This window comes from Halocatena marina, from assembly GCF_023276375.1.
GTDB classification, from domain to species: Archaea; Halobacteriota; Halobacteria; order Halobacteriales; family Haloarculaceae; genus Halocatena; species Halocatena marina.
On record NZ_JALLPK010000004.1, the window covers coordinates 141112 to 167115 of the forward strand.

Annotated in this window: 31 protein-coding genes and 4 pseudogenes; 24 read left to right on the forward strand and 11 right to left on the reverse strand. The window is 51.7% G+C overall.

What is annotated here, in order from left to right:
* Window positions 1-4: 4 nt before the first annotated feature.
* A pseudogene (locus MW898_RS23445) lies at window positions 5-166 on the reverse strand (GntT/GntP/DsdX family permease); the annotation flags it as partial.
* 605 nt (window positions 167-771) lie between these two features.
* On the opposite strand from MW898_RS23445, the gene MW898_RS23450 reads away from it, so the two are divergent.
* Both MW898_RS23450 and MW898_RS23455 read left to right on the forward strand, forming a co-directional pair.
* Window positions 772-1677 carry an arginase family protein gene (locus tag MW898_RS23450; RefSeq protein WP_248910714.1) on the forward strand — a complete coding sequence of 302 codons (906 nt, stop codon included), beginning with the start codon at window positions 772-774 and terminating at the stop codon, window positions 1675-1677.
* A 304-nt stretch (window positions 1678-1981) separates the two neighbouring features.
* Window positions 1982-2341, forward strand: a complete 360-nt coding sequence (locus tag MW898_RS23455; protein ID WP_248910715.1) for a PadR family transcriptional regulator — start codon at window positions 1982-1984, stop codon at window positions 2339-2341.
* 719 nt (window positions 2342-3060) lie between these two features.
* Here MW898_RS23455 and MW898_RS23460 read toward each other — a convergent pair.
* Window positions 3061-3708 carry a helix-turn-helix domain-containing protein gene (locus MW898_RS23460; protein ID WP_248910716.1) on the reverse strand — a complete coding sequence of 216 codons (648 nt, stop codon included), beginning with the start codon at window positions 3706-3708 and terminating at the stop codon, window positions 3061-3063.
* A 155-nt stretch (window positions 3709-3863) separates the two neighbouring features.
* Between MW898_RS23460 and MW898_RS23465 the strand changes: the two genes are divergently transcribed.
* Complete coding sequence (locus MW898_RS23465) at window positions 3864-4823, forward strand: nucleoside hydrolase (RefSeq protein ID WP_248910717.1); 960 nt, start codon at window positions 3864-3866, stop codon at window positions 4821-4823.
* Between the two features lie 174 nt (window positions 4824-4997).
* Window positions 4998-5126, forward strand: coding sequence for a hypothetical protein (locus MW898_RS25875; protein WP_278000003.1), 129 nt, complete (start codon window positions 4998-5000; stop codon window positions 5124-5126).
* 146 nt (window positions 5127-5272) lie between these two features.
* On the opposite strand, the gene MW898_RS23470 is transcribed toward MW898_RS25875, so the two are convergent.
* Window positions 5273-5707 carry a hypothetical protein gene (locus MW898_RS23470; RefSeq protein WP_248910718.1) on the reverse strand — a complete coding sequence of 145 codons (435 nt, stop codon included), beginning with the start codon at window positions 5705-5707 and terminating at the stop codon, window positions 5273-5275.
* 248 nt (window positions 5708-5955) lie between these two features.
* Here MW898_RS23470 and MW898_RS23475 point away from each other — a divergent pair, with 248 nt between their 5' ends.
* Both MW898_RS23475 and MW898_RS23480 read left to right on the forward strand, forming a co-directional pair.
* Window positions 5956-6474 carry a GNAT family N-acetyltransferase gene (locus MW898_RS23475; protein ID WP_373689908.1) on the forward strand — a complete coding sequence of 173 codons (519 nt, stop codon included), beginning with the start codon at window positions 5956-5958 and terminating at the stop codon, window positions 6472-6474.
* Window positions 6475-6648, forward strand: a pseudogene (locus MW898_RS23480) (transposase); the annotation flags it as partial.
* 683 nt (window positions 6649-7331) lie between these two features.
* Here the strand turns inward: MW898_RS23480 and MW898_RS23485 are convergent.
* Genes MW898_RS23485 through MW898_RS23495 form a run of 3 tightly spaced genes read right to left on the reverse strand, consistent with a single transcriptional unit; the run spans window position 7332 to window position 8844 of the window.
* Window positions 7332-8006, reverse strand: a complete 675-nt coding sequence (locus MW898_RS23485) for a dihydrofolate reductase family protein (protein ID WP_248910719.1) — start codon at window positions 8004-8006, stop codon at window positions 7332-7334.
* Window positions 8003-8509, reverse strand: coding sequence for an SRPBCC family protein (locus MW898_RS23490; RefSeq protein ID WP_248910720.1), 507 nt, complete (start codon window positions 8507-8509; stop codon window positions 8003-8005). The genes MW898_RS23485 and MW898_RS23490 overlap by 4 nt, the downstream gene beginning before the upstream one ends.
* Complete coding sequence (locus MW898_RS23495; RefSeq protein ID WP_248910721.1) at window positions 8506-8844, reverse strand: ArsR/SmtB family transcription factor; 339 nt, start codon at window positions 8842-8844, stop codon at window positions 8506-8508. The genes MW898_RS23490 and MW898_RS23495 overlap by 4 nt, the downstream gene beginning before the upstream one ends.
* An 830-nt stretch (window positions 8845-9674) precedes the next feature.
* On the opposite strand from MW898_RS23495, the gene MW898_RS23500 reads away from it, so the two are divergent.
* The 8 genes and pseudogenes from MW898_RS23500 to MW898_RS26440 form a co-directional block, all read left to right on the forward strand.
* Window positions 9675-10076 (forward strand): VOC family protein, encoded by a 402-nt coding sequence (locus MW898_RS23500; protein ID WP_248910722.1) that lies wholly within the window; start codon window positions 9675-9677, stop codon window positions 10074-10076.
* A 53-nt stretch (window positions 10077-10129) separates the two neighbouring features.
* Window positions 10130-10291 (forward strand): YdeI/OmpD-associated family protein, encoded by a 162-nt coding sequence (locus MW898_RS23505; protein ID WP_248910723.1) that lies wholly within the window; start codon window positions 10130-10132, stop codon window positions 10289-10291.
* A 275-nt stretch (window positions 10292-10566) separates the two neighbouring features.
* Window positions 10567-11163, forward strand: a complete 597-nt coding sequence (locus tag MW898_RS23510; RefSeq protein WP_248910724.1) for a helix-turn-helix domain-containing protein — start codon at window positions 10567-10569, stop codon at window positions 11161-11163.
* A gap of 185 nt (window positions 11164-11348) precedes the next feature.
* On the forward strand, window positions 11349-11918 hold the full coding sequence (locus tag MW898_RS23515; protein ID WP_248910727.1) for a carboxymuconolactone decarboxylase family protein: 570 nt from the start codon (window positions 11349-11351) through the stop codon (window positions 11916-11918).
* A gap of 30 nt (window positions 11919-11948) precedes the next feature.
* On the forward strand, window positions 11949-12314 hold the full coding sequence (locus MW898_RS23520; RefSeq protein ID WP_248910729.1) for a DoxX family protein: 366 nt from the start codon (window positions 11949-11951) through the stop codon (window positions 12312-12314).
* A 1-nt stretch (window position 12315) separates the two neighbouring features.
* Window positions 12316-12726, forward strand: a complete 411-nt coding sequence (locus MW898_RS23525; RefSeq protein WP_248910732.1) for a hypothetical protein — start codon at window positions 12316-12318, stop codon at window positions 12724-12726.
* A 5-nt stretch (window positions 12727-12731) separates the two neighbouring features.
* Window positions 12732-12854 (forward strand): hypothetical protein, encoded by a 123-nt coding sequence (locus MW898_RS25880; protein ID WP_264556720.1) that lies wholly within the window; start codon window positions 12732-12734, stop codon window positions 12852-12854.
* Between the two features lie 108 nt (window positions 12855-12962).
* Window positions 12963-13622 (forward strand): annotated as a pseudogene (locus MW898_RS26440) (RNA-guided endonuclease TnpB family protein); the annotation flags it as partial.
* Window positions 13623-13685: 63 nt separating this feature from the next.
* On the opposite strand, the pseudogene MW898_RS26445 reads toward MW898_RS26440, so the two are convergent.
* Window positions 13686-14091 (reverse strand): annotated as a pseudogene (locus MW898_RS26445) (site-specific integrase); the annotation flags it as partial.
* On the opposite strand from MW898_RS26445, the gene MW898_RS23540 reads away from it, so the two are divergent.
* Entirely contained in the window at window positions 14076-14324 is a 249-nt protein-coding gene (locus MW898_RS23540; protein WP_248910737.1) for a VOC family protein, read from the forward strand. The pseudogene MW898_RS26445 and the gene MW898_RS23540 sit on opposite strands and share 16 nt — an antisense overlap.
* A 40-nt stretch (window positions 14325-14364) precedes the next feature.
* Here the strand turns inward: MW898_RS23540 and MW898_RS23545 are convergent, their stop codons facing one another.
* Entirely contained in the window at window positions 14365-15000 is a 636-nt protein-coding gene (locus tag MW898_RS23545) for a helix-turn-helix domain-containing protein (protein WP_248910739.1), read from the reverse strand.
* Window positions 15001-15087: 87 nt separating this feature from the next.
* Between MW898_RS23545 and MW898_RS23550 the strand changes: the two genes are divergently transcribed.
* Both MW898_RS23550 and MW898_RS23555 read left to right on the forward strand, forming a co-directional pair.
* A complete protein-coding gene (locus MW898_RS23550) occupies window positions 15088-15726 on the forward strand; it encodes a nitroreductase family protein (RefSeq protein ID WP_248910740.1) in 639 nt (212 codons plus the stop codon).
* Between the two features lie 2 nt (window positions 15727-15728).
* Window positions 15729-16682 (forward strand): DMT family transporter, encoded by a 954-nt coding sequence (locus tag MW898_RS23555; protein WP_248910741.1) that lies wholly within the window; start codon window positions 15729-15731, stop codon window positions 16680-16682.
* A gap of 175 nt (window positions 16683-16857) precedes the next feature.
* On the opposite strand, the gene MW898_RS23560 is transcribed toward MW898_RS23555, so the two are convergent.
* Both MW898_RS23560 and MW898_RS23565 read right to left on the reverse strand, forming a co-directional pair.
* Entirely contained in the window at window positions 16858-17151 is a 294-nt protein-coding gene (locus MW898_RS23560) for a VOC family protein (RefSeq protein ID WP_248910742.1), read from the reverse strand.
* A gap of 140 nt (window positions 17152-17291) precedes the next feature.
* The gene (locus MW898_RS23565; protein ID WP_248910743.1) at window positions 17292-17609 is read right to left on the reverse strand and encodes a hypothetical protein; all 318 of its coding nucleotides are present in this window, start codon (window positions 17607-17609) and stop codon (window positions 17292-17294) included.
* 272 nt (window positions 17610-17881) lie between these two features.
* Between MW898_RS23565 and MW898_RS23570 the strand changes: the two genes are divergently transcribed.
* The 5 genes from MW898_RS23570 (at window position 17882) to MW898_RS23590 (ending at window position 22663) form a co-directional block, all read left to right on the forward strand.
* Complete coding sequence (locus MW898_RS23570) at window positions 17882-18466, forward strand: NADPH-dependent FMN reductase (RefSeq protein ID WP_248910744.1); 585 nt, start codon at window positions 17882-17884, stop codon at window positions 18464-18466.
* Entirely contained in the window at window positions 18463-18882 is a 420-nt protein-coding gene (locus MW898_RS23575) for a luciferase domain-containing protein (protein WP_248910749.1), read from the forward strand. The genes MW898_RS23570 and MW898_RS23575 overlap by 4 nt, the downstream gene beginning before the upstream one ends.
* Window positions 18879-20138, forward strand: coding sequence for an MFS transporter (locus tag MW898_RS23580; RefSeq protein WP_248910750.1), 1260 nt, complete (start codon window positions 18879-18881; stop codon window positions 20136-20138). The genes MW898_RS23575 and MW898_RS23580 overlap by 4 nt, the downstream gene beginning before the upstream one ends.
* Window positions 20139-20421: 283 nt before the next feature.
* Entirely contained in the window at window positions 20422-21198 is a 777-nt protein-coding gene (locus MW898_RS23585; protein WP_248910751.1) for an SPFH domain-containing protein, read from the forward strand.
* Window positions 21199-21727: 529 nt separating this feature from the next.
* A complete protein-coding gene (locus tag MW898_RS23590) occupies window positions 21728-22663 on the forward strand; it encodes a DMT family transporter (protein ID WP_248910752.1) in 936 nt (311 codons plus the stop codon).
* A gap of 305 nt (window positions 22664-22968) precedes the next feature.
* Here the strand turns inward: MW898_RS23590 and MW898_RS23595 are convergent, their stop codons facing one another.
* Window positions 22969-23682: a helix-turn-helix domain-containing protein gene (locus MW898_RS23595; protein WP_248910753.1), complete on the reverse strand. Its 714-nt coding sequence runs from the start codon at window positions 23680-23682 to the stop codon at window positions 22969-22971.
* Window positions 23683-23928: 246 nt separating this feature from the next.
* Here MW898_RS23595 and MW898_RS23600 point away from each other — a divergent pair, with 246 nt between their 5' ends.
* Window positions 23929-24792 (forward strand): isocitrate lyase/PEP mutase family protein, encoded by an 864-nt coding sequence (locus MW898_RS23600; protein ID WP_248910754.1) that lies wholly within the window; start codon window positions 23929-23931, stop codon window positions 24790-24792.
* A gap of 827 nt (window positions 24793-25619) precedes the next feature.
* Entirely contained in the window at window positions 25620-26003 is a 384-nt protein-coding gene (locus MW898_RS23605) for a RidA family protein (protein ID WP_248910755.1), read from the forward strand.
* Window position 26004 lies beyond the last annotated feature (1 nt).

The following is a 26004-nucleotide window of genomic DNA, read 5'->3' on the forward strand; positions in this document are numbered from 1 at the left end:
GACCTCAGGCCATCGGGACTTCGGTCGAAATCACCAGCGTGGTGATGAGGCCCATGATCGCGATGATGGTCGTGAGCGCGGTCCACGTCTGGAATGTCTCGCCGATCGTGAGACCACCGATTTCTTTGACCAGCCAGAACCCGCTATCGTTGTACCATGAAAAGATGATAGAATGAGTACAACGACACAGATCACGTTAACAGAGACACCTGATGGTCGGTGGACAGCGTACAACACCACTACTGATGCGGTCACGGGTCGGAGTTCGTCATCAAATAGATTCTATGAGGCAAATTTCTGGATATTATCGATGTTCAGCCCGATCGAGTACTGTGATCGCAGTCACTATTTGGTCATCGACGGTTCATTCTGAAGATATGGGATTTTGAGATGCTGAGGCACCGTCTGGTCAAAGAGTGATCAAGTCTTGGGTTTAGTGTCTGTGCAACGCCAAGAGTGAGCCATTCCAGAGAACACACGGACGCGATGGTTCGGCTGAGGATAGGAGACGTTTGACCGTCCTGTAAGACAGCCAAGTCGATACTGATGCCCAGCAGACGACATTTGGAACGGATGCGTTTCGAAGCCGGAGGGCCGGGTCGATCGGCCCAGAATCTCATGATGAAATTCCCGCGTCGACGAGAGCTTCGCTCTCGCTCTGGTGACGTCTTTAGACGCGAGAAGAAGTCAATACACCACAGTTGAACAGAGAGAACGTCGATGAGGAAATTCAATCAGAGAAGTCATGACTCAGCGATCCGAAGGGTTCCCATGCCCGAGTCTAACGTAGTCGTTCTCGATGCACCTTCTAATCTTGGATTACGTCCACCGGAAGAAGGGGCCGTACCTGGTTGCTATAAGCTTCCTTGGGCTCTTCGTGACCGTAATCTCCTTGAGTTAATCGATGCAGCTGACGCTGGCAGTCTAGTCCCGCCGCGATATCGTGCAAACTGGGAACCCGGCGACGGTGATCGTAATGCAGAGTCGATAGCGAAATATTCTACTGCGCTGTCAGATAGGTTCGATGAAGCTATTCAAAGTGAACGACAAATAGTGGTACTCGGTGGCGATTGCAGTATCTTGATCGGCAATATGCTAGCTCTCAAACGACGTGGTCGCCACGGACTCGTCTATCTCGATGCACACAGCGATTACCGGCATCCTGAAAATGCGGAAGCCATCGGGACTGCGGGAGGTGAGAGCCTTGCGATTGTTACTGGGCGTGGTGATGCACGACTCGTCGACCTTGAAAATCGCGGACCCTACGTACGTGATGAGGATGTGTCTGTCGTCGGTGTACGTGAGAATGACGAATATATTGATGAACTAGCAGAAATAGGTATCGACACGACTACGAGCCAACAGATGAATGCACTCAGTAGCTCACAACTTACAGATCGGATCCTGCGAACCGTAGCACGGAATACTACCGGATTTTGGATTCACTTCGACGTTGATGTCATTGATGCGAGTGAGATGTCCGCTGTGGATTGTCCGGAGGAGGACGGCCCATCTTTTAGTGACATTGCTGAACTACTCACGAGATTGCTGTCGTCTCCAGCATGCGTTGGGCTTGAGGTCACGATTTACGACCCGGACCTCGACCCGAAGGGTGAATATGCAGATCGTATCGTTGAATGTCTACGGGGAGCGCTTAGAAATAACACCGACAACTGACGCTCGTTCTGAATATATTTGTCTGTGCGATCGAATACATTGGCACAAGCACATTATCTTTCGCGGTAGTGTCTAGTCAAAGTATGAGCAGCTCTTGAAACCAGGTGGTATGCAAGTCCAACCGCTCACAATTTGCTTAGAATCAGATCCGCTACTGGGATGATGAGAACACCGCGAGCGCCCTGAGAGTGATAGTAACCGACGTCAGTATCCATCACGAGATGAATAAATACTCGCTGGATAGAACAAATACTCGTATGATAGACAGCGGGTATTAAGATTGATACTGTCATCATCAAATAGTATGTCGGTAACACTGCCCAACAGCAGCGACGTCGGTATAGCCTCCGAATTGTCCGCCTTCCAACAGCGAATTCTCGCGATTCTTGCAGAAGATGCCCGGTACGGGCTGGCGATCAAGCGCGAACTTGAGGCATACTCCGGTTCAGAGGTCAATCACGGACAGCTCTACCCAAACCTTGATGAGCTTGTTGAGATGGGCCTCGTCGAGAAAAGCGAGCTCGACAAGCGGACGAATGAGTACGCGCTTACCGAGGCGGGCCACGACGCCATCACGACACAACTCTCGTGGGTCTTCTCCCGGTTCATCACGTCAGACAACCGCGCCGAGGAGATCACAGCCCTCGTCGACGACATCCGGTAATCGAGCGCCGCGATCCCTCGTCTCTCGCAGGTCCATAGTATGGCCGGTCGTGTTGTCTTTGGTGCATCCGAGTCGTCGAGAGAGTTGCTCGACAGTTCGGATGAAGAAATCAATTGTAAGATTGCTCTAAATAGATGAACTTTGTGGCGAGTGCTTTTGTATAAAAACAGATACTAGAAATAACTGCGATGGAAATCGAACTCTCTCGTAGGATTCGCGAGGCAGTCGTTGGACATGCTACCACAAACGGCCTTGCGCTCGATGTCGCGTAACCCTCCGCGGAAACGAGTCTGTGGAGCCAGTGAAACTTCTGATGGAGGTGGACGACATATCAGATCAGGGGCCATTCATGCGAGGGACTATTATTCATAATCCACTTCATGCGCCTTCAGAGGGAGATTCTGGGTTTGAATCCTTACCATAGGACCAGAAACTGATGATCTTCTGTACCTTCGAGAGACAGCAGCATCGTTGAAATACGTTCCATTCCGGTTCCATAGCCCGGATCTAACGGAGGAGATGCTGTCCGGGATACGACTCACCTCGATAACGATGACAGGAGGTATGGTGTCTTCTGGCTTCGGTCATACGAATCTCGAAGTTGTTGGAACGGATGTTGACTAATCTTATTTGCAGTGACACTCACGTTGGTTGCCTCCCCATCGTGCTTCTGTTTTGCAGGACCCTCTGAATGATGGCTCAATCTAACCAACTTCAGATCAGGTCCCGGAATGGCTCTCTAACGAATTGACGAACTCCTTGATTATTCGTCCTTCTGCCCGGTGCAACACTCCGCTTGCAGCCGAGGAGTTGACCGCAAACGAGTTTGCCAATTCCGTTAGCGTACAACGGCGAGGACTGTCATAGTAGCCACGCTCGACTGCTTCAGTGATGAACTCCCATTGGCGGTCGGTGAGTAACTCTTCCGGTAAATGTGATTGCGATAACGATTGGATCGTGAATGGAATATTAGCAGCCGCTAATTTGTCTGTATATTCTGCCAATCGTTCGTGTGATGCCGTCATCTCTGTGGATAACCATCCATCTTGCATTTGGGCAGGAAATTGTGGTATATTTCCCGTCGCTCGAAGTGCACGGTATGGTTCCGCTTCCGGAAACTGATACTGAATCACAACCGTTTGCTCGTCAGTGTAGACCACCTCATGCGAATCCATCTTCGGTACGTCGTCAAACTGTCGTGCGATCTCTGTCGGATTTTTTGTTGATATTTCTACGAGTCCCAATAAGCCATCGTCCGTGAGATGACTTGCCAACACTGTAAGTGGAGTCTCCGGAAACTCAGTGGATACACGCGCCAATGGGTCCTTGGACGCTGCTGCATTGAATCGCAACTGAATGGTTGGCATTGTATCTGGGAATTGCCGATGCCATATAAATGGATGAATATACTCACGACAGAGCTCACCGATATGTCTCCATCAGTATGCACCACGATGGTCCAAACATCACATGGTGGTTTTGCAGAGCAAAATGCAGTATACTACTTCATTCGGAGAGGGCTATGAGAAAAAAGGTTCATTTAGACGTTGACACAGGCAATGATGACGCAATATTGCTAGCAATGATGCTTGCGGCAGAAGACGTTGATGTTGTCGGTGTTAGTACTGTTTGTGGAAACTCAACGCTCACCAATACAACTCAGAATACGCTCTCAATTCTGGAATTGTTCGATAGAACAGATGTTCCAGTTGCAAAGGGAGCTGAAAGACCATTCGTTCGAGAGCACCATGATGCAGAATGGGTACATGGTGAGAATGGAATTCGAGGTGATCTACCGGATCCCTCAACTAGCCCGGTCGATCAGACTGCGATGGAGTTCATCTGTAAGCAGGTGGAGACTTATGGTCATCGCCTCACAATCGCAGCTGTCGGCCCACTCACAAATATCGCACTAGCCATCGCCAATAGACCGACTCTCCCTGATGACATTGATGAGTTGTATCTAATGGGCGGTGCGGCGCATACACACGGAAATATAACACCAGTAGCTGAATTCAATTTCTGGGGGGATCCAGAGGCTGCCAGTCGGGTAATGCAAGATGGCTTCCCACGGATGGTAGGTTTAGATGTAACGAATCAAGCAACTGTTCTTCCTGAATTCATCGACAAACTAGAGGATGCCTCGCCACCTCTCGATACTGTCGCTGATTGGTTTGATTATCCAGATGAGCTTATGAATACGGAATATGGGACGAATGTTCCGGCCATCCATGATGGGGTAGTCGGTGCAGATATTATCGGAAATATATTGGACTATGAATCGTACTACATGGAGGTCGACACTACAGAGGGACCGTCACGTGGTGCCGTTATTTGCGATGTCTTAGAAACGATGGACACAGAGGTGAACGTCGTCTCTGAAGATCGAAACCGTTTCTCACCTACTGGAGACGTTGCCGAAAGCATTGATATTGATCACTTCAGAGAAATAATGTCACAAACAATATTAAAATATAGTTGAAGGGAGGGCGATGATCTGCACAGATACGAAAGCGAAGATTGTAAACGCCGTGTGTCTGTGCATAACGAATCCACTAAGTTGGCTTCTGCTCTGACGGAATTTGCGGACAACATCGTACGATGTCGACTCACCACGTTTGGATCTCGATTCGCAGAGGAGGACTTTGAGACGCATGTGGACGACACGTTTCAGACGACTTTGGCGTACTGGCAGCGCGTTCTCAGTGTCCGACATCCAGCACGCACGTCGGCGACAACCCTGAAGGCAAGCGCGCATGGGGCGAATCAATCGGACGTATCGTGATCTCGTGCAAGCAATGGGGAAATACTGGACGGACTATCGGCGTGACGATATCTCATGCCCAGAGTGAAAATTAGGTGGAAGTTAGGTGAGAGCAATTTTCACTGACAACGCGCTCATATGACTGATCTCAGATGAGTATCTGATCCTTATCCAAGAGAGGTTATAATGCGCCGTGTGCCAGCACCGATGACGAATGCACCGACCCCGACACCGAATAAAACCACGGTGAGAGTGAGATAGAACCCTCCACCCGGAAATTCTGTAAAGGGGGACAGAATGGCACTGAGGCCCTGTGTGATCACCGTGGTGATGACATGTGCGAGTGCCACGGCAAGCGCGATTCCAGTCGTACTCAGTGCACTCACGAGCAGTCCGTCGTTGAGGTAGGCGTTAACCACTGCTCCACCAACCGCGATCAACACTGGCACGTACATGAGTTGCCAGAGGAACGGGACCGCATCAATCGACGCCACACCGTACAACGCAAGACTACCGAAGCAAACAGCTGCTGCGAGGCTAAGAAATTGTCGAGAGCGATGCAAGTCGCGACCGAAGAGCATGGAGGAGTCTTTGACACTCATATCACATCAATTAATTCCCACGCCAAAATATCTATCTCTTAGTCACTGAACTCAAGAAGGTAGTTTATTTATGAAAACATTAACAAGATAGCAGAAAATAACCGGAAGGCAGTGGGATAATACCCACCGCCGAGCTCTATTCAGAAGTTGTGACTGCCGTTCTCAATGCATATCGCATCACGGCTGAGAACCCCACTTGCCTGGCTTCAAACCTAATGGCTTTAACTCGTTTACTCAACAACATATGTGTGCCTGGACCGATTTTCATACGGGGCGAGCGTATCACTCTCCGGACCGTAGAGAGTGACGACCTGGATTTCGAGAACAAACACCGAAATGATCCACGTATTCGAAAACCACTCACATTCTCGATGCCTCTCAACCACGACCAAGCTGAATCGCGCTTTGAACGGCATACAGAGTCAGACGAAAGTGTGAGTCTCTGGATTTGCGCCGATGAGGACCCGGTCGGAAAAGTTGATCTCTTCGATATCAACCAAACACATGGAACAAGCGAGATCGCCTACTGGCTTGTTCCCGAGTTCTGGGGCAATGGGTATGCAAGCGATGCTGTTGACCTCCTTGTTCGATACGCGTTTGAGGAGCGACGCCTTCGAAAAGTGTCCGCTCATGTGCTCGTCGAAAACGAAGGATCACAGGCCGTTCTCGAACGTGCTGGCTTCCAACGCGAGGGACGCCTTCGTGACGAGCGATACGTCGACGGTGAGCACTGTGACGTGTTTCGTTACGGGTTACTTGCAACCTAGTCGGCGAACTTCGTGTTACGATTCTTCTATTTCGCGTTTGCCTGCTTGCTGTACTCGATTTGGCGAGCAGTCGATCTTCTTGTGCAGTTCGAAGTGACTGGAGAGTACAACCGATCACCGATTGTGACGGCGAACACGGTTCTCACGCTGCTAAAGCGGACTGGAGTTGGCTAGGGATTGTTTCAAGGCAATGAAGGTTGGGTGAGCAGCGGCAGCTCTGGTTCGAATCATCGTTAATTCGTCCAATAGTTAGTAGCCTGACCAGAAGCGACGTTTATGGTTTAGTTTGAGACGCTTGTAGAGGGAAGGATTGTCCCAAATCATGCACCTGGGAACGCTATTGCCTGTGTAGTCTCATCTTCCGGCTCTATTGGTTTTCTAATAGAATCGGCTACGAAGCCGAGATCGCCCATACGAACGATTCGACGCTGACAAAATGAGTGAATAAATCATCGCGGAAACCGAGAGATTTACGATTCCTTCGGCTTCCGTATAGTGGCTTACTACTAAGTTAACAGTACCTTCATGAATGGCTTGTCTTAAACCCAATATCAGAGCCTAATTTCCGACGAGAACTGTACATGATGAATCGACTTAGCTGACCTCTGAGCTAGGTTGGTAGGTCCAAGCCGCCAGACAGAAGATGAGCACACAGAGAAACCACCACGGTCCCCACACGAACGTCTGCCAATGAGCCGACCCCACCCACGCTGGCAACCATGCTCATCCAGCAACGCCGCTCCCAGTGAAGCTGATATGAGTCTGATTCGGTTTATCATGTGACAGTACTACCGTCTCACGCTTGATAATCTAAACTTTCACATAGGACTATGCATGGTACACCGACCAAGCCGAGTTCAGGTGATCTGAAACCGAAGATGGGTAACATCAGAAGAGTCTATCACTCTTGTTCGCTCCAGCTCAATCGGTTCACTGCCAAGCGATTCGAACAACCGGATGCCGTCGCCGAGAATCACCGGCGAAACGTGAAGTTGTATCTCGTCGACCAGTCCCGCCGCGACGAACTGTTGGACGGTATTCGCGCCACCGACGATCTCGACATCCTGGTCGCCCGCAGCCGCCTTGGCCTGCTTAAGGGCATGTTCGATCCCGTCGGTGACGAAGGTGAACGTCGTTCCGCCGTCCATTTCGAGCGGTTCTCGCTCGTAGTGCGTGATGACGAACACCGGTACGCCAAAGGGCGGATTGTCGCCCCAGTGTCCCTCGAACGGATCATCTCCCCACGGACCATCTCCGTTGCTGAACATGCGTCGGCCCATCACGACAGCACCAACGTTCTCGGTCGATTCCGCCACGATCTCGGAGTCCCGATTGGTCTTGCCGCCGTCGAGCCCCTGTTGCTCGCGCCAGCTCGCTAGGTCGTACACCCACTTGTGAAGCCGCCCACCCCCGTCGCCGAGAGGATTCTCAGGGCCATCGTTTGGCCCAGCGATATACCCATCCAGCGATATCGACATGTCCACCGTAACCTTGCCCTGCATGGCTGGCTGTTCGTTGGTGCTTGTTGTCATGGTGATGTTTCCTCGAATTGTTCTACGTACTCAGCTAGATGGTCCAGCGTTTGGATCGCCCCCTCGATGGCTCCAAACTCTTCCACGCTCTTGTCAAATTCCGCAGCCGACTTGTAGAGTTGCCGCATGGTGAGCTCGGTCTTGGTGTCTTCCTGCTCGACAAAGGTTACGGTCACTTGAAATGACCCGGGATCGTTCTCTTCATTCGATCTATGGGTGTAGACCAGTCGCTCGGGTTCTACGATCTCTTCATAGACGATCTCGTTTGGATAATCGACGCCATCAGGGCCATGCATGACGAACCGCCAGACCCCGTCAGGCTTGACGTCCATCTCGTGGACGGTGGTGGTGAAGCCGTTCGGCCCCCACCATTGTATCACCTGCTCTGGATCAGTCCACGCTTTCCACACGCGCTCGCGTGAGGCGGCGAAGGTCCGTCGGATGATTAGACTCGACTCTTTCGTTTCGATCTCCGTTTCGTCGCTCGTCGCGTTATCTGTCATTGGTCTTCGGTCTCCAGATGGTCGGCCAACGCATCGAACCGATCTTCCCAGAAGATGCGGTACCGTGTGAGCCACCCGAACGCCTCACTCAGCGGCGCAGCGTCGAGATGACAACGGCGAATCCGGCCATCTTTCTCAACGTCGAGTAAGCCCGCGTCCTCAAGCACTCGAAGATGCTTGGAAACCGCGGCCAATGAGACATCGTAGGGATCGGCCAGCTCACTGACGCTTTCGGAACCGTCGGTGATCTGTTCGAGGATATCCCGACGGATTGGATGCGCCAGTGCCTGAAAGATCGCGTCGAGATCCAGGTCGTCTGACGGTTGTTCAACCATCTAGTTAATCATTTCTTTGCTGAGTATTAAACATACTGGTTAAATAAATTGAAATGCTAATCCGGTCGCTGGTCACATACTGTCTGTAGATTAGAAACAACACCGATGCAGGGAGCTGACACGTACACAAATCTACACAGGTCTCTATGAATAATGAATGAGGATAGGTAGATTCCAATTCACACATCTATCAATTAGGTACTGGAAATTTAATTCGTAGAAGAGCTATCTCTGCAGCCGATGAACCCAGGGGATGGACCCTATAGCGTGAGCAAAAGCCAAAAGTTCTACATGCGTCGGAGTAGAGGTCGGAGCAACGATTTGCGTTATTCTCCTCGTCGCGTTGCTAGTAGCAAAGATCAGCGCTGGTTCATACGAATTTAGCAGCGAGGCGGCAGTCATCGCCGCGCCTTATGCCATCCTTGCGGGGATGAAATACGACCATCCCCCCTAGTCGACCTCTGTAGCATCGAATTCGAATATACTTTCGATTGACCGCGCAAGAGACGAACAGTTTCGGCCAGTGAATCACTGCTAGCGAAGAAAGAACAATCGAAGTCGACTATTTCTGAACGCGTCAGCCACCCATGAGCCGCGGCACTGTGCCGTTTACCAGAAGTTGAGATTAATCTACTCAATCCATGGAGTTCGTAATTGACGGATCGATATTTTGCAAATCAAAACCAATAGTCATACTGAAATTAGGTATTATTTCGACAGCGTCTCTTTTCATCCTGTCACGCATCCATCAACTACAATCACTTCCAGTCTGCTAGGATCACCTATTTGACCGGCAAATACATTGGTACTATTAAGGACAATAGCAAACGATGAATATGAACGTTAAAGCCGCTGATTTCGTTTTTCAGACTGTTTCAGACTTTAGTACGTCAGTTCCGTTCTATCGCGATACGCTCGGGCTAGAACCCGAGACAATCGATAAAGAAAGCGGGTGGGCAGAGTTTGCATTCCCACCAACGACACTTGCACTCGGAGAAGCCAGTCCGCAGATGCCGTTCACCCCGGGAGAAAGTGGCAGTGGTGTCGCGATGGCGGTTGATGATGTCGAAACAGCTACCAAGGAACTCGAAGATGACGGAGTGACGATTCTGATGGATCCTATTGATAGTGGTGTCTGCCACATGTCAATAATTGCTGATCCGGATGGCAATCCAATCATCCTGCATAAGCGAAACGATGGTACCTCTGGACGCGTTGATCCATTCCCCTGATTCCTCCCACAAAGTAACGTCGAAGTCAAATAACCAGTAGCACAAGCAAGATAATGGTATTAACATTCTTTTCCTCACCGGTAGAGTTTCGGGATTGGCTCAAAGAAAACCACGACACAGCCGATGAGGTGTGGGTTGGATACTACAAGAAAGACGCCGATCAAACCGACATTACCTACGGTCAATCGGTGGAAGAAGCGATTTGTTTTTCCTGAATCGATAGATCAATTAATAGTGTTAACGAAGAGATATGTAAACATCGATTTACACCAAGGAGAATGAGGAATGTCGTGAGCAGACCAACATCCATTATAGTCCGATAGCACAACGACGACATAATCGAATATCGGTACCCGAATCCACGAGAATGTGGTCTGAGAGCAATACATATCAATAACATCCGGAAGCATATGCTCGTGTCAAAATAGAAGTGGCCAGTAATCGAATTATAGGATATATGCCTCGTGCTCAATTTCGATTCAGACTCCCAGTGGACATAGTCGATTTCTCGACCAACCACCCTGGCGAGGAGTTCCAGATTCCAGCTGTCTTCCCTACAAATACTGGGCTCCGTGTCGCGTTCAAGGCACCAATGGAGTACCGTCAGGCCGTTCTTCGCTCTTTTGATGACGCCCGGCTTACCTATGACGTACTCCACACCGATAACCAGTCCATTCTGATCCAATATGAGATGCCGCTCATTCCGCCACCAATTCGCGCAATCTTGGACTCTGGAAATCTCATCACACTACAATTTCCGCTCACTCTCCGAAATGGGTGGATAACGATTGACCTGACAACCTCACACGAGCGGCTGTCACAGCTCAAAGCCGAGTTTGAGGACACTGGCTTCACGTATGAGGTCGTCTCAGTCACCCAATCGACACAGCCGACCGATATATTGACTGACCGCCAACAGCAATTTATGCTCGAGGCCCTCCAGCGCGGTTACTACGACAGTCCACGTCAATGTACGCTCACCGGTCTTGCGGCTGAACTTGATGTTGGCAAATCGACGGCGAGCAGGGTACTCCATGACGCTGAAGAAAGGGTCGTCAAGGAATTTTTCACAGAGCCAATCGAGTAGGTGAATAGGTGTTCAGCGACGACTCGCGGCTCACAATAGAGGACGCTGAGGTTTGGATACTCTATTGGATTCTCGTCCCGATTGGCTTGGAATTCCAGGCTCTTCACTTGGGGGCAATATGACTGGTTGTTGTCTGGAACATGTTGCACCGAATATCCATCCCCTGTATTCCCGTACATCGAAATATGGCTCCGAGACTACAGCCAATCGAGAAACCCGATGAACCCGAAATACAGTCCACCTACCAGATGACGCGACAGAAGTTCGGCACGGTACTGACCCCACTGAAGGTTGTGACCGCGCGCATGCCAGAATCTCTGGGAGTTAACCGCGAGCTCCAGAAATTCCGTGAGGAGATTCAGCTTGATTCTGAACTCAAGCTCATGGTGGGGATGCTTACTTCGGAGATCAACGGGTGCGGTTTTTGTGTGGATCTTGCGCAGTCGGAGACAGTCCGCAAGAACCTCAGGATGGAGAAGTTCAACGCGCTCGCGGAGTATCAGACGAGCCCGCTCTTTTCTGATCGGGAACGAGCGGCGCTGGCGTATGCAGAGGAAACCACGCGCCAAAAAAACGTCTCTGACGCCACGTTTGAGGAACTCCGCACGCATTTCAACGAGCAGGAGATCGTTGAAATCACGTGGCTAAATGCATTCCAAAACTACACTAACCTTGTTAATATTCCACTTAAAATCGAATCTGACGGTTTGTGTGCGATCACTCAGTCGGAGACACAGCTGGACCATGATGAATGAGCACTCGACTGAAATTCACTAAGATAAATTATGATACTTAATGTATCCACGGCTCACTTTATTGTTAGTGTTTTCACTATTATCGCTGTCGGCATCTCGGCGGCAGCCTTCTTTCACCCCCCGGAGGCCATCCTTGAATCCATGGCTGAGGTAGACGTGAAGGAATCGTGGCTGCCCGTGCTTGGCATCCTGAAAGCGGCGGGTGCACTCGGACTGCTGATCGGCATCGGCGTGCCAGTGCCATCGATCGGGACAGCCGCCGCAGTCGGCCTCGTTGTGTACTTTGTTGGTGCCGCCATCGTCCACCTGCACGCTGGCGATTATTCGATCAGTGGGCAGCACGTGTACCTTCTGCTGGCCGTGGCTACGCTGGTATTGAGCCTGATGACACAGTAACATGAGCAAGAATCAAAACACCGACGAGGTCAGACAGACTGTTGAGCGCCTAATTGAGAATGGTAGTCAGTTTAACGTCGAAGAACTTGATCGCATTTACCACGATGATTTAACAATTGTGAAAATCAATGAAATGGGAGCAGTAACTGCTATAGACAAGGCGGAGAACATGGCTCTTTTCCGCGAAAAGCGTGACAGTGGAGCTGAACCGCTGAGCACGGAAGCCGAGTTCAACTACGTCAGTGGAGGTTTGGGTACAGGTCATGTGATCGTAACACGAAAAATGCAACTACAAGGTCGGCTAGAGAAATCGGTCTTTAGTATTCACCTGATTCAAGAGGACGGGCGGTGGCAGGTTATTCAAGAAACTGCTTTCGTTCAACCAATAACGGCAGACGAAACCTCAGAGTGACAGTGATGACTCAATCACCTAGAGATCGAGTTTTCATCGTTACCGATGGAAGCAGCGGGATTGAAGAAGCAATCACAGAAGCCCTCGCCGCAAAACGAGGCCACCTCTTTATAGAAGCTGCAAGGTGAATATACCCGCCTCTAGGTGGATGATGAAACCAACATGGTACACGACATCTACCGTCGATGGCATGGCCGGATACTCTGATAGTGTTTGTTGGTTTTAATAACCCACCCGATCAGTGTGAATTCTCCGCATCCAAACTGTGGAACGTTGGACGCTATCACATCCAAGAACGGTGGAACGAAACCGGAGAGATACCGGACGAAGCTGAACTGAAATCAGAGTTGAAAGACTACGAACGCTACAGTGATCTCCATTCTCAGTCGAGTCAGCGAGTTCTCGGAGAACTTGCTGAGGCGTGCACCGGCTGGTACAACTCTGACGACAGCAACAACCCACCGGGCGACCGGAAACGTGGCGACGACCACCCGCGCTCTACCGTGACGTGGAAGAAGCGAGCCATCAAGCATGACGACAAGCACGGTTGACTCCGCCTCTCGAAGGGCTTTACCTTGAAAGAGTCGCGGGCTGACTTCATCCTCGCGGAGTACGAAACCCGTCCTGACGTAGAAGTCGAGAACATCCAGTAAGTTCGTGCCGTCTGGAACGGCGACGAGTGGGAATTACATCTCGTCTGCAAGAGGAAGATTCCAGTCGAAAACGCACTGGGCGACAAGACGGCGGGTATCAACCTCGATATTAGTAACTACCTCGCCATCAACTACGATAACGATACCTCGGAGCTGTATCCGGAGAACGTGCTGAAAGAGGACAAGTACTACTTCACCCGCAAGGAGTATCTGACCGAATGCGAGAACAGCCCCTCGAACCGGCAATCGGTACCACAGACGCAGTGTCGCGACCGAACTCTCGCGGATCGTCAGAACAGCAGTTCTGGCCAGTCCTGCTCCTTCGAAGGCTTCGTTGACAACCTCAGGCGTGGGAGCGTTGAGCACTGATAGGCAGCATCGCCTGTCTCCGCAGCAGCGTGTGCTGCGATTCGCTTCACGACCGCTTGGACCGATCGACCGGCTAACTCGACAAGTGGTTCGGTGCGGTCGATCTCCTCGGCAGTCTGGTGAGATAGATGCCTCCCTCAACACTAGCAGGCAGATAGGCATCGCGCGGCTTTCCTCCCGAGCCAGTCGTGTCCTTCCCCTCTGGGACCCGCAGTCGGTAGTGATCGCCATCAACGGTCCGTTTGACGGGCTTCGGTTTGATCTGGGGACTCTCGAACGCTCATAACCCGACACAGCCCCCAAGTTGGAGGATGAGATCATCACGGTGTGTGGCTGCTGACCGGCAACAGTTTCGACCATGTCGCCCTCCATGACGAGGAGTCTACCGACGACATCAAAGCACGGTTCACCGCTCACGACATCGATCTCGAGCGAGAGTCAAATCCGTTCGGAGCGACCGACACCGCTCCGGTGATCTACGTGCGCGATCCCTCCGGCTACCTCCTCGAAATCAAAGAAACAGGGGAAATTTGGTCAGAGATACTCGCTAAGCTTTGTGCCTTTAATAGGTGGTGATGAGGCTCCCACCCCCGAGTAGCTCGGTCGTCGATCTTGGCTATGGCGCTGCCTCAGCAACAAATCTTGTAATGATCCGACTTTCAGCCCGATGACGCAATCGACTCATCGCTGAGATATTGATGTCGAACGTCTCTGCCAACTCAGTGAGCGTGCAGTCCCGAGGAGTGTTGTAGAACCCTCGTTCGACTGCCTCAGTAACGAATTCCCATTGGCGCTCGGTGAGTAGTTCGCTCGAATCATGCGATTGGGTTAACGACTCAACCTGATATGGGATGCCAGTCGCCGCTAACTCGTCAGTGTACTCCCCTAACCGCTCTTGCGAGGCCGTTACCTCTTTGGAGAACCACCCATCCTGAAGGAGAGCAGGATATCGTAGGGGGATTCCCGATGCAATGAGCGCATTATATGTTTCCGAGATTGGGATCATGAACTGGATCAGTAACATCTGTTCGTCGGTATGGATCACCTCATACGAGCGCACCTCGGATGCATCCTCGAAATGGCGAACAAGTAGGTCTCCCTCTAGCGTAGTCACTTCGACGATTTCGAGCAGATTATCATCCATGGGCTGGGTCGCCAGTATTCTGAATTCTGCGTCCGGGAATTCGACTGAGGCGTCGGCCAACCAATCCTCTACCGGAGCACCGTTGACTTGCAGCTGTACGCGAGGCATATCACTCGGTGGTTCGTTGCCGAGCCTCTTAAAGGCAGAAAGCTCTTCACGCGCAGAACCACGACAGTCTCACATCTACTATCCCACATGGGTGCAAGATCCCCTCAACACGAAATCCGCAACGATGTCCGCGAACATCGGTCACCCAGCTATGACATCGCTCCACTGTTCGTAAATCGCTGGTCGTCGCGGTCGATGACCGGCGAATCGGTAGACGAAAACCAGTTCATGGCGTTATTCGAGGCAGCGAAATGGGCTCCCTCAGCGTACAACAACCAACCATGGCGTTTCCTCTATGCTACCAGAACCAGTGACTATTGGAACGTCTATTTCGATCTTCTCTCTGAAGAAAACAAAACATGGGCGAAACGGGCAGCCGGACTCGTCGTCATAGTCTCGAAAACCACGTTCGACTACAACGGTGAACCCTCACGAACACACTCGTTCAATACGGGCGCAGCGTGGCAAAACCTCGCGCTCGAAGGAGTCAGGCGAGGGTTGGTCGTCCACGGAATCGGTGGCTTCGATTATGAGCGGGCAGCGGACGTTCTCTCCGTTCCATCAAACTACGCAATTGAGGCGATGGCGGCGATCGGTGTGCGAGCATCACCGAACATACTCTCCGAAGAGATGCAGGAACGCGAAACGCCAAGCAACCGAAAACCCCTGAGTGACATCGTTATCGACGGAACATTCGATGACATTGAGGATGGAGGAGACGAGTAACGATGACGCTGTCTCGCCGCCGGCGGGCGGTCCCGCTTGCCTCCCTTCTTGGTGCGGGTGCCGCTCTGGGAATCTCGACCAACCTCGCTAAGCTCGCTGCTGAGGCTGGCGTTGACCCCTTGGCCTTCCTCGCATGGTCGGTCATCGGGGCCACAGCTGTTCTCGTAGGTGTTAGTGCCGTCCGCCACCGACTCCCTCCGCTCAACGCCCGTACCACCGAGTACTTCGTAATCGCTGGTCTCGTTGGTCTGGCTGCGCCCAATCTCCTTTCGTTCGCTGCAGTCTCCCATGTCGGAGCTGGCTTCGTCGCGCTTTCGATCGCCTTCCCGCCGCTGTTCACCTATATCGGCGCGCTCCTCCTTGGCATGGAGCGGTTCCAGCCCCGTCGTGCAACCGGCGTTGTGCTCGCGCTTGGAGGTGCCGTCCTGCTCGCCGTCCTTAAGCTCTCCGAGCCGGATGTTGACGCGTTCTGGGTCGCCGCGACCCTCAGTGCCCCGATTCTCCTCGCCGTTGGCAACATCTACCGGACGGCCCGCTGGCCGGAGGGGGTTGCTCCCGATGAGCTCGCTCCTGGTATGCTTGCCGCGTCCGGGGCCATACTTCTCATCGTCGGCACGATTATGGGGACTTTCTTCGGTGGGCCAGCCGGATTCTCTCTCGCCGTACCCACGGATCGCGCCACGCCAGTTCTCCTTATCCTCGCCCAGACCACGACGTTCTCGTTCATGTACCTCCTGTTTTTCGTCCTCCAGAAACACGGAGGGCCAGTCTATCTCAGTCTCCTCGGCTCGGTTGGTGCCATCGTCGGCGTCCCCATCGCAGTCCTCTTGCTCGGGGAGGCCCCATCGCAGGGGCTCGCCGTTGGCGGCGTTCTCATTGCATTCGGCGTCGGTCTCCTCACGCTCGGCGACCCGAAGGGAAAGGGAGAGACAGCTGCCACCCCGACAGACGACTGACTCTATTAGGAAAGATGACTGTTCAACCATAGATCTCTCCAAGCAGATCTGTTCTAGTATATGGATTAGTTGAAGTCTTCATACTTTCCAATATCACGGATTGGCTACCTGTTGAAAACGGCGTGCAAGACTTAGAGGGTGTAGTCAGCAAACAGCTACCGGCTATACTCGAAGATCAAGGAAATTGATCAACCCGTCCGTGTGTGCCATCATTTCGGAGTTCTTCAGTGGCAGCTTCGACATCATCGACTGCCATTGCGACACTAGTGCCGCCTTCTCCCGGAGAGACAAGCATCTGAGGGTCTGCTTCACCAAGTGCGAGCGTGGTTGGTGGAAGCGCAAACTCCGCAAATCCTCCTTCTTCACTAAGCATCTCAAGCTCTAATCCAAGAGTGTCTCGATAGAACGATACTGACTCAGAGAGGTCAGTATCGGTATTGATGACAAAATCATCGGCTTGGGCGTTCATGGATGTTGGACTCCGATATCGACAATGTAGACCACAATAAAATACGGCAGCCTACCGAAGTGAATGTGAAAATGTGTTTTATATTAGACGAGTGTACATCAAACGGCGAACTGGCACTAATTCAGTCACCCGAGAAAACATCATTTGCGACTCTGTGTACAAGAAAGGATTCCTGATGCACGAAGCGCGCAGTTCGATTCCGTTTCCGGGATCAAATACTGAATCACCACCGTCTGACCATCGTTGTGGAGCATCTCGTGCGACATCTCGGGAGCGTCCTGAAAGTGTTGAATGACTGTATCTGGCTGCGACGTGTCGAGTTCTACAAGTCCGAGTATTCCATCGTCCGTGGGATGACTCGATAGTATGCTGAATTCTTTGTTGGGCAGCTCGGTCGATATCGTGGCCAGTGGATCTTCGCGTGCTGCAGCGTCAAAGATGAGTTGGACGCGAGGCATCGTGCTCGATAGTATTGGGTCGATATTTATATAGCTGTGAAAATATTTACTTCGAGGCCATAGCTATGCCCTCTGGTTGGCCAGAGACTGTACAAAGAATTAACTGACACAGGCTAGGTACCGAATGTGAATATATTCACCCGAATGTCCACAGTGTACTTTCCCCTACTCTCACTCATGATGCGACCAAGCCACCATCGAACTGGTAGCCCCGATGAACAGCCCGAGATCTACCAAGACAGAACGCAAATTCGAAAAGGAGCTGAAAGACAATGACCGCTCCCTCGCTGCAAATCCTCGTCGTGCAGGGAACGATCCGAGAGGGACGGAGTTCGATTCACCCTGCCCGGTATGTCACTGACCGCTTCCGTGAGAACGGCCACAATACCGAACTCTTCGATATGAAGGACTACGAGATTCCGTTGTTCAGGAATCGACGCGATGCGGTCAGTAACCCCCACCCCGACATAGACGCGTTTGGCAGGAAAGTCGAGGCGGCGGATGCACTCGTCATCGTCGCACCGGAGTACAACCACTCGATCCCCGGCACGCTGAAGAACCTACTCGATCACCTGTATCCTGAATACGAGGACACAGCGTTTTCGTACGTCACCGTTTCGGCGGGTGGATTCGGCGGCGTCAGAGCTCTCAGTCATCTCCACGATATCACGCTTGAGTTCGACGCGCATCCTGGTCCCGATCTCCCCGTCTCGAACGTACGTGATGCCTTCGACGAGGACGGCAGCCTCATCGATGAGACATATGAGGATCGGTTTGAAGAGTTCATCCAGGCGGTCGTTGACCATGTCGAACAGTTTGTCCCGTCTGCTGTCGGTACTCCGGAGGCTGGCGGATGAACTCGATCGAATCTACCGTCAGTGCGTGGTCCGGGGTGAAAGTCGACTCGCACGACCGTGGCGGCGGGCGTGAATTCACCCTCGATGGGCGAGAGATCGGCCACATCCACCGTGACAAGCTCGTCGACATCCCGTTCACTAAGCCCATTCGTGATGTCCTTCTCGAAGAGAACCGGGCGGAAAAGCATCACGTCATGCCCGATTCCGGATGGGTTTCCTATCGGGTTCAGTCTGACGAAGACATCGAGGGAGCACTCTGGCTCCTCCGCGTCGCATACCTCTACCATGTGGTTACGCTGCAGAATCATGAGGAGGAAACCTCCACAGTGGACGTGATCGATATCGACGCAGCACTCGTCGAATTAGACATGAGCGACACGTTGGATGCCGTGTTCGATGAGGTGAGGGCCGCATGAGTGACGAAACAACACTCTCGCGCCCGCGGCTCGCTCAGGGAACGCTGCTGCTCGCCAGCATGCTGACCATCATGGCGGGGGCGACGATCTCCCCAGCGCTGCCCGCGATCCAGCGGGAGTTCGCGAATGCGCCGAACGCGGGAGTCCTCGTTGGGCTCGTCCTTACGATGCACGGGCTGTTCATCGCAGTTGGTTCACCCCTCATCGGGGCACTTACAGACCGATACGGCCGCCGCTGGTTGCTCTTGGTTTCGACGGTGCTCTACGCACTCGCCGGTGGCTCGGGGTTCGTGCTAGATTCGTTGATAGCGATTCTCGCCAGCCGAGCAGTGCTGGGGCTGGCCGTTGCGGGCGTGATGGTGACAGTAACTGCGCTGATCACCGACTACTACGAAGAAAACCGCCGGGATACGATCCTCGGACGACAGGGGGCGTTCATGTCCATCGGCGGCGTCGTTCTGTTGCCGCTCGCGGGTGTACTCGCGGATATCGGCTGGCGGGTTCCGTTCCTCGTCTATACGGTGGCACTGGTGCTCTTACCAGCAATGGTGTTCACCCTACCTGAGCCGAATCGACGTGATCCGACGGGGAATCGACCGACGAGTCTCGATGACCTCCACCAAACGCTCGCACAGTTTCCACTCAGAACGCTCGCACTCATCGCCACACTCGGATTGGTCGGTCAGATCATTTTCTACATGGTCCCGGTTCAAATCCCATTCTACCTCGAAACACGGACCGGAGCAAGTGGGACGGTGATCGGTACCGCGTTGGCGGCGTCGACGGGAGCTGGTGGGGTCGCCTCGCTGCTGTATGGCCGCATCCGTCGGTCTCTGAGTGTGATCGGTATTGTTGCGCTTACATTTGGGTTCATGAGTATTGGATATACTGTGATCGGTGTGAGTGGGACGGTTCGCGTTGTTGTCGTTGGTCTTGCGGTCGCGGGTGCTGGCAGTGGGTTCCTCCTGACGAATCTCAATGCGTGGATCGCGGCGGTCACTCCAGAGGCTGTTCGCGGTCGGGCGCTTAGTGTTCTGACGAGTACGTTCTTCCTTGGACAGTTTCTCTCACCGCTTGTGATCCAGCCAGTAAGCGATACTCTGGGTCTTGGAACGACATTTGCTGGAGTTGGAGTAGTACTGGGAGGCGGAGCGGTTGTGTTCGCTCTCGCAGCTGTGTACACCACGCCACCGACCGAATCTGATTCAGAGTTCCCTGAGCATCCAAGAAACTCACCCGAGAAAGCATCCGACTGACTAAAACGACTACGCAGACGACTCTAACTAAGGCAAACCGAGCAACCGTATCGGTTCCGCGAGAGCTACTGGACACATATTCTTTCGACGAGACGAATGAAGAGCTAGCACATGACGAGCGCATGGTGCTCTCTCAGACTCGGAAGATTACGGACCACATCGGCTGAGTCATCCATCTTGATATCTATATCGATGGTATAAATTTGTGATCTATGGTGAATTACAAACCATCTAGAAATCATAGACGAGGTATCTTTTAATCCCAGCCTTCCAACAGAACAATATGGATGCAATACCACTCCAAAACGGTCTTGTTACTCCCATAATCTGGCTAGTAATTCTGCTCATTACTATTGTCGTGGTCTCTCAGTCGATCGAGATCGTCAAGGCATACGAAAAAAGTGTACTGACGGTATTTGGCCAATACCACAAAATCCTCGAGCCGGGTGTAAACTTTGTGTTCCCGTTTATTTCGCGGACATATCCTGTCGATATACGGACACAGCAACTCGATATTCCGAGCCAAACAGCACTCTCGAAAGACGATGTTCCAGTAACAGCTGATTTAGAGATATTTCTGAGGGTTGCTGACGTTAAAGCCGTATTCCTCACCGCTGACAACCCTGCAGCTGATGACCTCAAAGAATCGGTATCAAACCGTACTCGGACTATTTCAAACCATGCCCAAACCGGCTTGCAGGATATCCTCGGTGAGATGGAGTTCAGTAGTGTGAATTTTGATGATATGGACCGTAACGAACGGGAGACATTATGGATGGAGATCCGCACTCGTATCGAGAACGACTATGAGGAGAGAACAGGCATCGATCCTCATGCCAAGAGCAACGATAATTGGCAAACAATACAGGGTGAAATTCACGACCGAGCGATTAGTGAGTTTGAAGATATCGATGAGGGATTAAAAGAACGCATGGAGATTCATTCGTACATCATCGATCGTCTCCAGGAGGATCTCAATATGGTAACTGACGGTTTAGGGATAGATATTGTTCATCTTGATATTCAGTTAACTTTGGACCCCAATAACCAGGGAATCTGAACGTATGCAGGATAGCGACATCAACTCATGCCTATTTTCGTTGAGAAACAATCTAATTAAACATAATTTTAAATATTATAGATGTCGGCGATGAAGTCGGGTGATTTGGTTAGAGCGTATGATAACTCGTAATCGTCCAACAGTGCTGGATCGCTGTAATGCGGTAGGGTTTACTGTTTGACGGACCACTTGGCATTGTAGTCAATACACACCAGAGATGGGCAATTCTGAGGTACTCAACTGACTAATCTGTGTCTTATAACCATTCTTAGGTAGCAGATGATGCAAACATTGGATACGTGTATTGACCAGCTACTTCACTAACCCGTGGCTGTATAGACGTTGGGTGATGTAAGTGGACGGAATTTGTATCTTCGAAGACGACAAGTCGGTCGGTATTGCTGCCGCTTCATTGGGAGGTAGAACATCCACCTCTAGCTGAATTGTAAGCGTGTTCTGTCCATTCATGCCTCCTCCCCCTGTTGTAGCAGGGCCCCCTATTATTCGCACTGTCATGAACATCTAACCCATGAGCACGTACCGAAACGGCGGATTGTTCCTTCTGCTGTCGGTTCTGTGGGGTATCGCGTTCATGGCAATCAAAGCCGGCCTGGAGTTCATGCCGCCGGTTCTCTTTGCAGCGATTCGTTACGACATTGCGGGTATCATCATGCTCGGCTACGCAGTAGCCGCAACCGAGTACTGGCGGCCCCGAACCCGCACCGACTGGATAACTGTCCTCGTCGGAGCAACCCTCGTCATCGCGTTCTACAACGCCTTCCTTTTCATCGGAGAACAAGGGGTGACGAGTGGGGTTGCAGCAATCTTCGTTGCGATGAATCCGATTTTGGCGACGGGCTTCTCGTGGGTGTTCCTTCCGAACGAGCGACTGACACCTGTTGCGGCTATCGGTCTCGGACTTGGTTTTGTTGGTGTCGGATTCGTTGCCAGTCCGAATCTATCGAATCTGCTCGGCACCGACCTCATTGCTCCGGGATTCGTGCTCCTCGCAGCTGTCTGTGTAGCGCTCGGGAGTGTGCAAGTTCTGCGTTTCGAGAGTGGTATTTCGACCGAGGGAATGGTCGCTTGGTCGAACGCCCTTGGGGCTATCATTCTCCATATTGTGAGCTTTGGGTTGCCGACAGAATCACTCGCACAGGCCGAATTCACAACCGGCGCACTTCTCGCAGTCGTGTATCTTGCGATCTTCGCCAGTGCGATCGGCTACTTTATCTATTTCGACCTACTCGACCGACTCGGAGCTATCGAAATCAATCTTGTCTCGTACGCTGCGCCCGTCTTTGCAGCGACTTCTGGGTGGGTAGTACTGGGTGAAACGCTTAGCTTTCTCACTATTGTTGGATTTATTGTCATCTTTGCTGGATTTGTGCTATTGAAACGCGACAGGTTTCGCAATGAACTTCCGAGTCTTCCACAGAGGTTCGGACAGCGGGAAGGTGACTGAAATGGTCATAGCTAATTGGGTTGATCGTACTGTCGTCGAACGTGTGATTTCAGGAAATATCAACTGAGAACTCCGAACAATCGGTGGGAGTATTTCGGCCAGATGGGAGTGAATGCCCTTTACCAATGTGCGAGTTGCGGCGGTGTGATAACCATATCACCATAGAGAGGTCGACAGCACCCCACCTGAGAGGATAAAGATCCGTGGTAACCGGTTGACAATCAGTGATGTGCGGATGTCTCGAACGCTACGAATACACCGTATGAAGTGGTGCGATGACTGACAGAACGCCAATTATTGGGAATTTACTCGGTCGTCGAACCAAGCAGTTTTGCTTCGGCTTTATGCAAATGTTCGTGGAACGTTGAGGTCGTGATGCCGAGTTCTTCGGCTAGTTCGCCGGCTGACGTCTGCTTTGGCCACTCATAGAATCCACGGTCGCGAGCAAGTTGGAAAATTTCACGCTGTCGGCGAGAGAGCCTGTGAAGTGGTAACCCGCCATTATTCGTTGTGGCATTGGACTGGGTGATTTTGGTGACCGTAATCTCTGCATCTCGTTCCTCGCGGATTTCATCGAGAAGCGTCTTCACGGTTTCCCGATCATAATTGGTCAGGAGCGTCCAGTATTCGAGACCATGTTGCCCGTTAACCGGCTCAGCATAGACGAATCCCCGCGAGGTAAACTCCTCGCTAATCTGGGTCGTTCCATCGTGATCCACGAGTAGCTCACGAGTTGCGTTTCCGGGGGGCGCAATTGATTTGAAGCGGTAGTTGTGACTCATCTCGACGACTGAGTCGATGTGTGGAGATGCGCGAACGAATTCGAGAGCATCATCGATTATACATTGTTCATCCGCATAAAACGTAAAGAGAGTCGTTGCTCGCCCCTTCTGTGTTGTATGAATCCCGTATCCGAGAATTCCCACATCAATCCGCTTCGTCGTCTGAATTGTCCAACAGTTGGGATGCCAAACCTCCAACGACAAACAGAGCGCGTCGCCAACTTCACTCACATCCATACTACTCGTTCGATACTGTCCCAGTTGAACTTGCTGCTCGATATGAATTTAAAGACCTCACATGTTCTCATATTCGTGTGGGTAGATTGAATTCTTACCCTGCTATAGCAGGGTGTTTGATTATTATCAATCTGAGAGTAGAAGATAACTAGGATCGGAGCTCGAACTACACTCGTCACACTACGGAGTTTCGACGTGTACTTCGAAGTAAACGGACGATTCGGATGATCGGGGAATACACCTGTCATGGATACAGACACTCAACGCGAACTCGCACAGACGTTCCAGAACCGCCACACAGAGACAACCGCTGACCCGCTCGTTCTCCCGAACTCGTGGGACGCCGCTAGTACCATCATCTATGAAGCAGCAGGACTCGAGGCTGTTGGAACATCCAGCGCCGGCATCGCGGCCGCCCTGGGTGTTCCCGACGGCGAGCATCTCGCTCGAGATGAAATGCTAGCTGTTGTCAGTCGTATTGCCCACAGTGTGGGTATCCCAGTGAGCGCTGATATCGAAGCTGGGTATGGCGACACACCTGACGACGTCGCCGGAACAGTTCGAAAGACCATCGACGCCGGGGCTGTCGGTATCAATCTCGAAGATGGGACCGATAACTCGGAAAGTCCACTCATGGACACCCATCGACATAGTGAGAAGATTCGAGCAGCGCGTAAAACTGCTGATGAAGCAGATCTGCCGTTGGTAATCAATGGTCGAACTGATGTCTTCTGGCGTGACGTTGGCAACGAGGCCGATCGTATCGAACACGCAATTGAGCGGGCGAACGAGTACTACGACGCTGGGAGCGATTGTCTGTTTATCCCCGGAGTGACTGACGCGGAGACAATTGCGGCGCTCGTGGACGGTCTTGATGGCCCGCTAAACGTTCTTGGGGGGCCAGAAGTACCGCCGATTCCAGAACTCAACAAGCTTGGTGTCGCACGCGTGAGCGTCGGGTCGGGGCCAATGCGAGCGACGCTGGGCTATCTCCGAGAGATTAGTACAGCACTCAATGATGAGGGAACCTACCACCAGATGGAAAATGCCATCCCCTACAGCGATCTGAACGCGTTGCTTACAACTTCGCGCAATCACCACACAGAGTAAATTCTCTCCGCATACTGAGGACGGGTCGACGATATTGACCTAATTTCATTGTGAAAAAGACTGAGAAAAATTTCGGTACCCTAGGGGATAGTTCTTGGAAACGCCTCTTGAAGTTTCCAGCCACCGGTGTACGTAGAAATCCTAGGGAACCGGAATCCGGCGTCACAATCGCTATCGAGACCATGTGGGCAATAATCCCGTTTCGAGGGAGATGTGATTCCAAGGCATCCGCTAACAGCCGATTGCTTCCGACGCTGCTTCGTTACATCTGTAAGGACGTAATGGATATTAGTTCACCGTATTGTATGTGTCTGCGGTGGGTAACGACCTCAGTTGTTGAATCTGCGTCTCACGAGAAGTGTTGATACCGTGATTACAAGGCCGAGAAGCACATCAAGGCCGAACCTTTCGAGAGGAAAGAGCGATTCCCTGTTATCGAGCCAGACAGTCATCCAGATAAGTGCTACGAATAGGAGTAGCATTACGAGAGCAAAACCTGCCTCTCCGATTCACCGCCATCACGCACCGATGTGTTGGCCTAACCGGATGTTGAAGACAGATTCGATGAACACATTGGAGGTGATGAAAATTCCACCTCCAAGCAAAAGCCACGACACCGCTCGAGCTTCCCAGAGCTATCGTACGAATTCTGAGATGGTAAAAATACAATACGATCCGGGGCAATATTTAGTGACAGCGTGGGAAAATAACTCTTGAGTTACCAAAACGAATTTCAGGGAATCGTTATTATCACTCTGTCCATTGCTTAGTACGCAATGGCACAATACGGACGCTCAAGGAATTCTTTCTGGAAAGGGGAATATTGAATGGACCAACAACACACCAATCCCTGGGAATGGCAGAGCGAGTTTGGGTATTCCCAAGCGATTGAAATCAGCGACAGCGATCGCGTTCTGTACTGCGCTGGCCAGACGTCCATGGATGCTGAAGGTAACCCGGTTCACCCCGATGATATGCGTGCACAAACAGTCAAAGTACTAGAGAATATGGAAACTGTTCTCACAGACGCTGGCTTTGATTTCGAGGACGTCGTACAAATCGACTGCTATACCACAGATGTTGACCGCCTGTTTGAGAACTGGGATCTAATAGCTGAATGCTTTGAAAAGCCAAGCTGCACGCTGTTGGGAGTTGACCGTTTAGCATTCCCTGAATTGTTAGTCGAAATCAAGCCTACGGCTGTGAAATAAC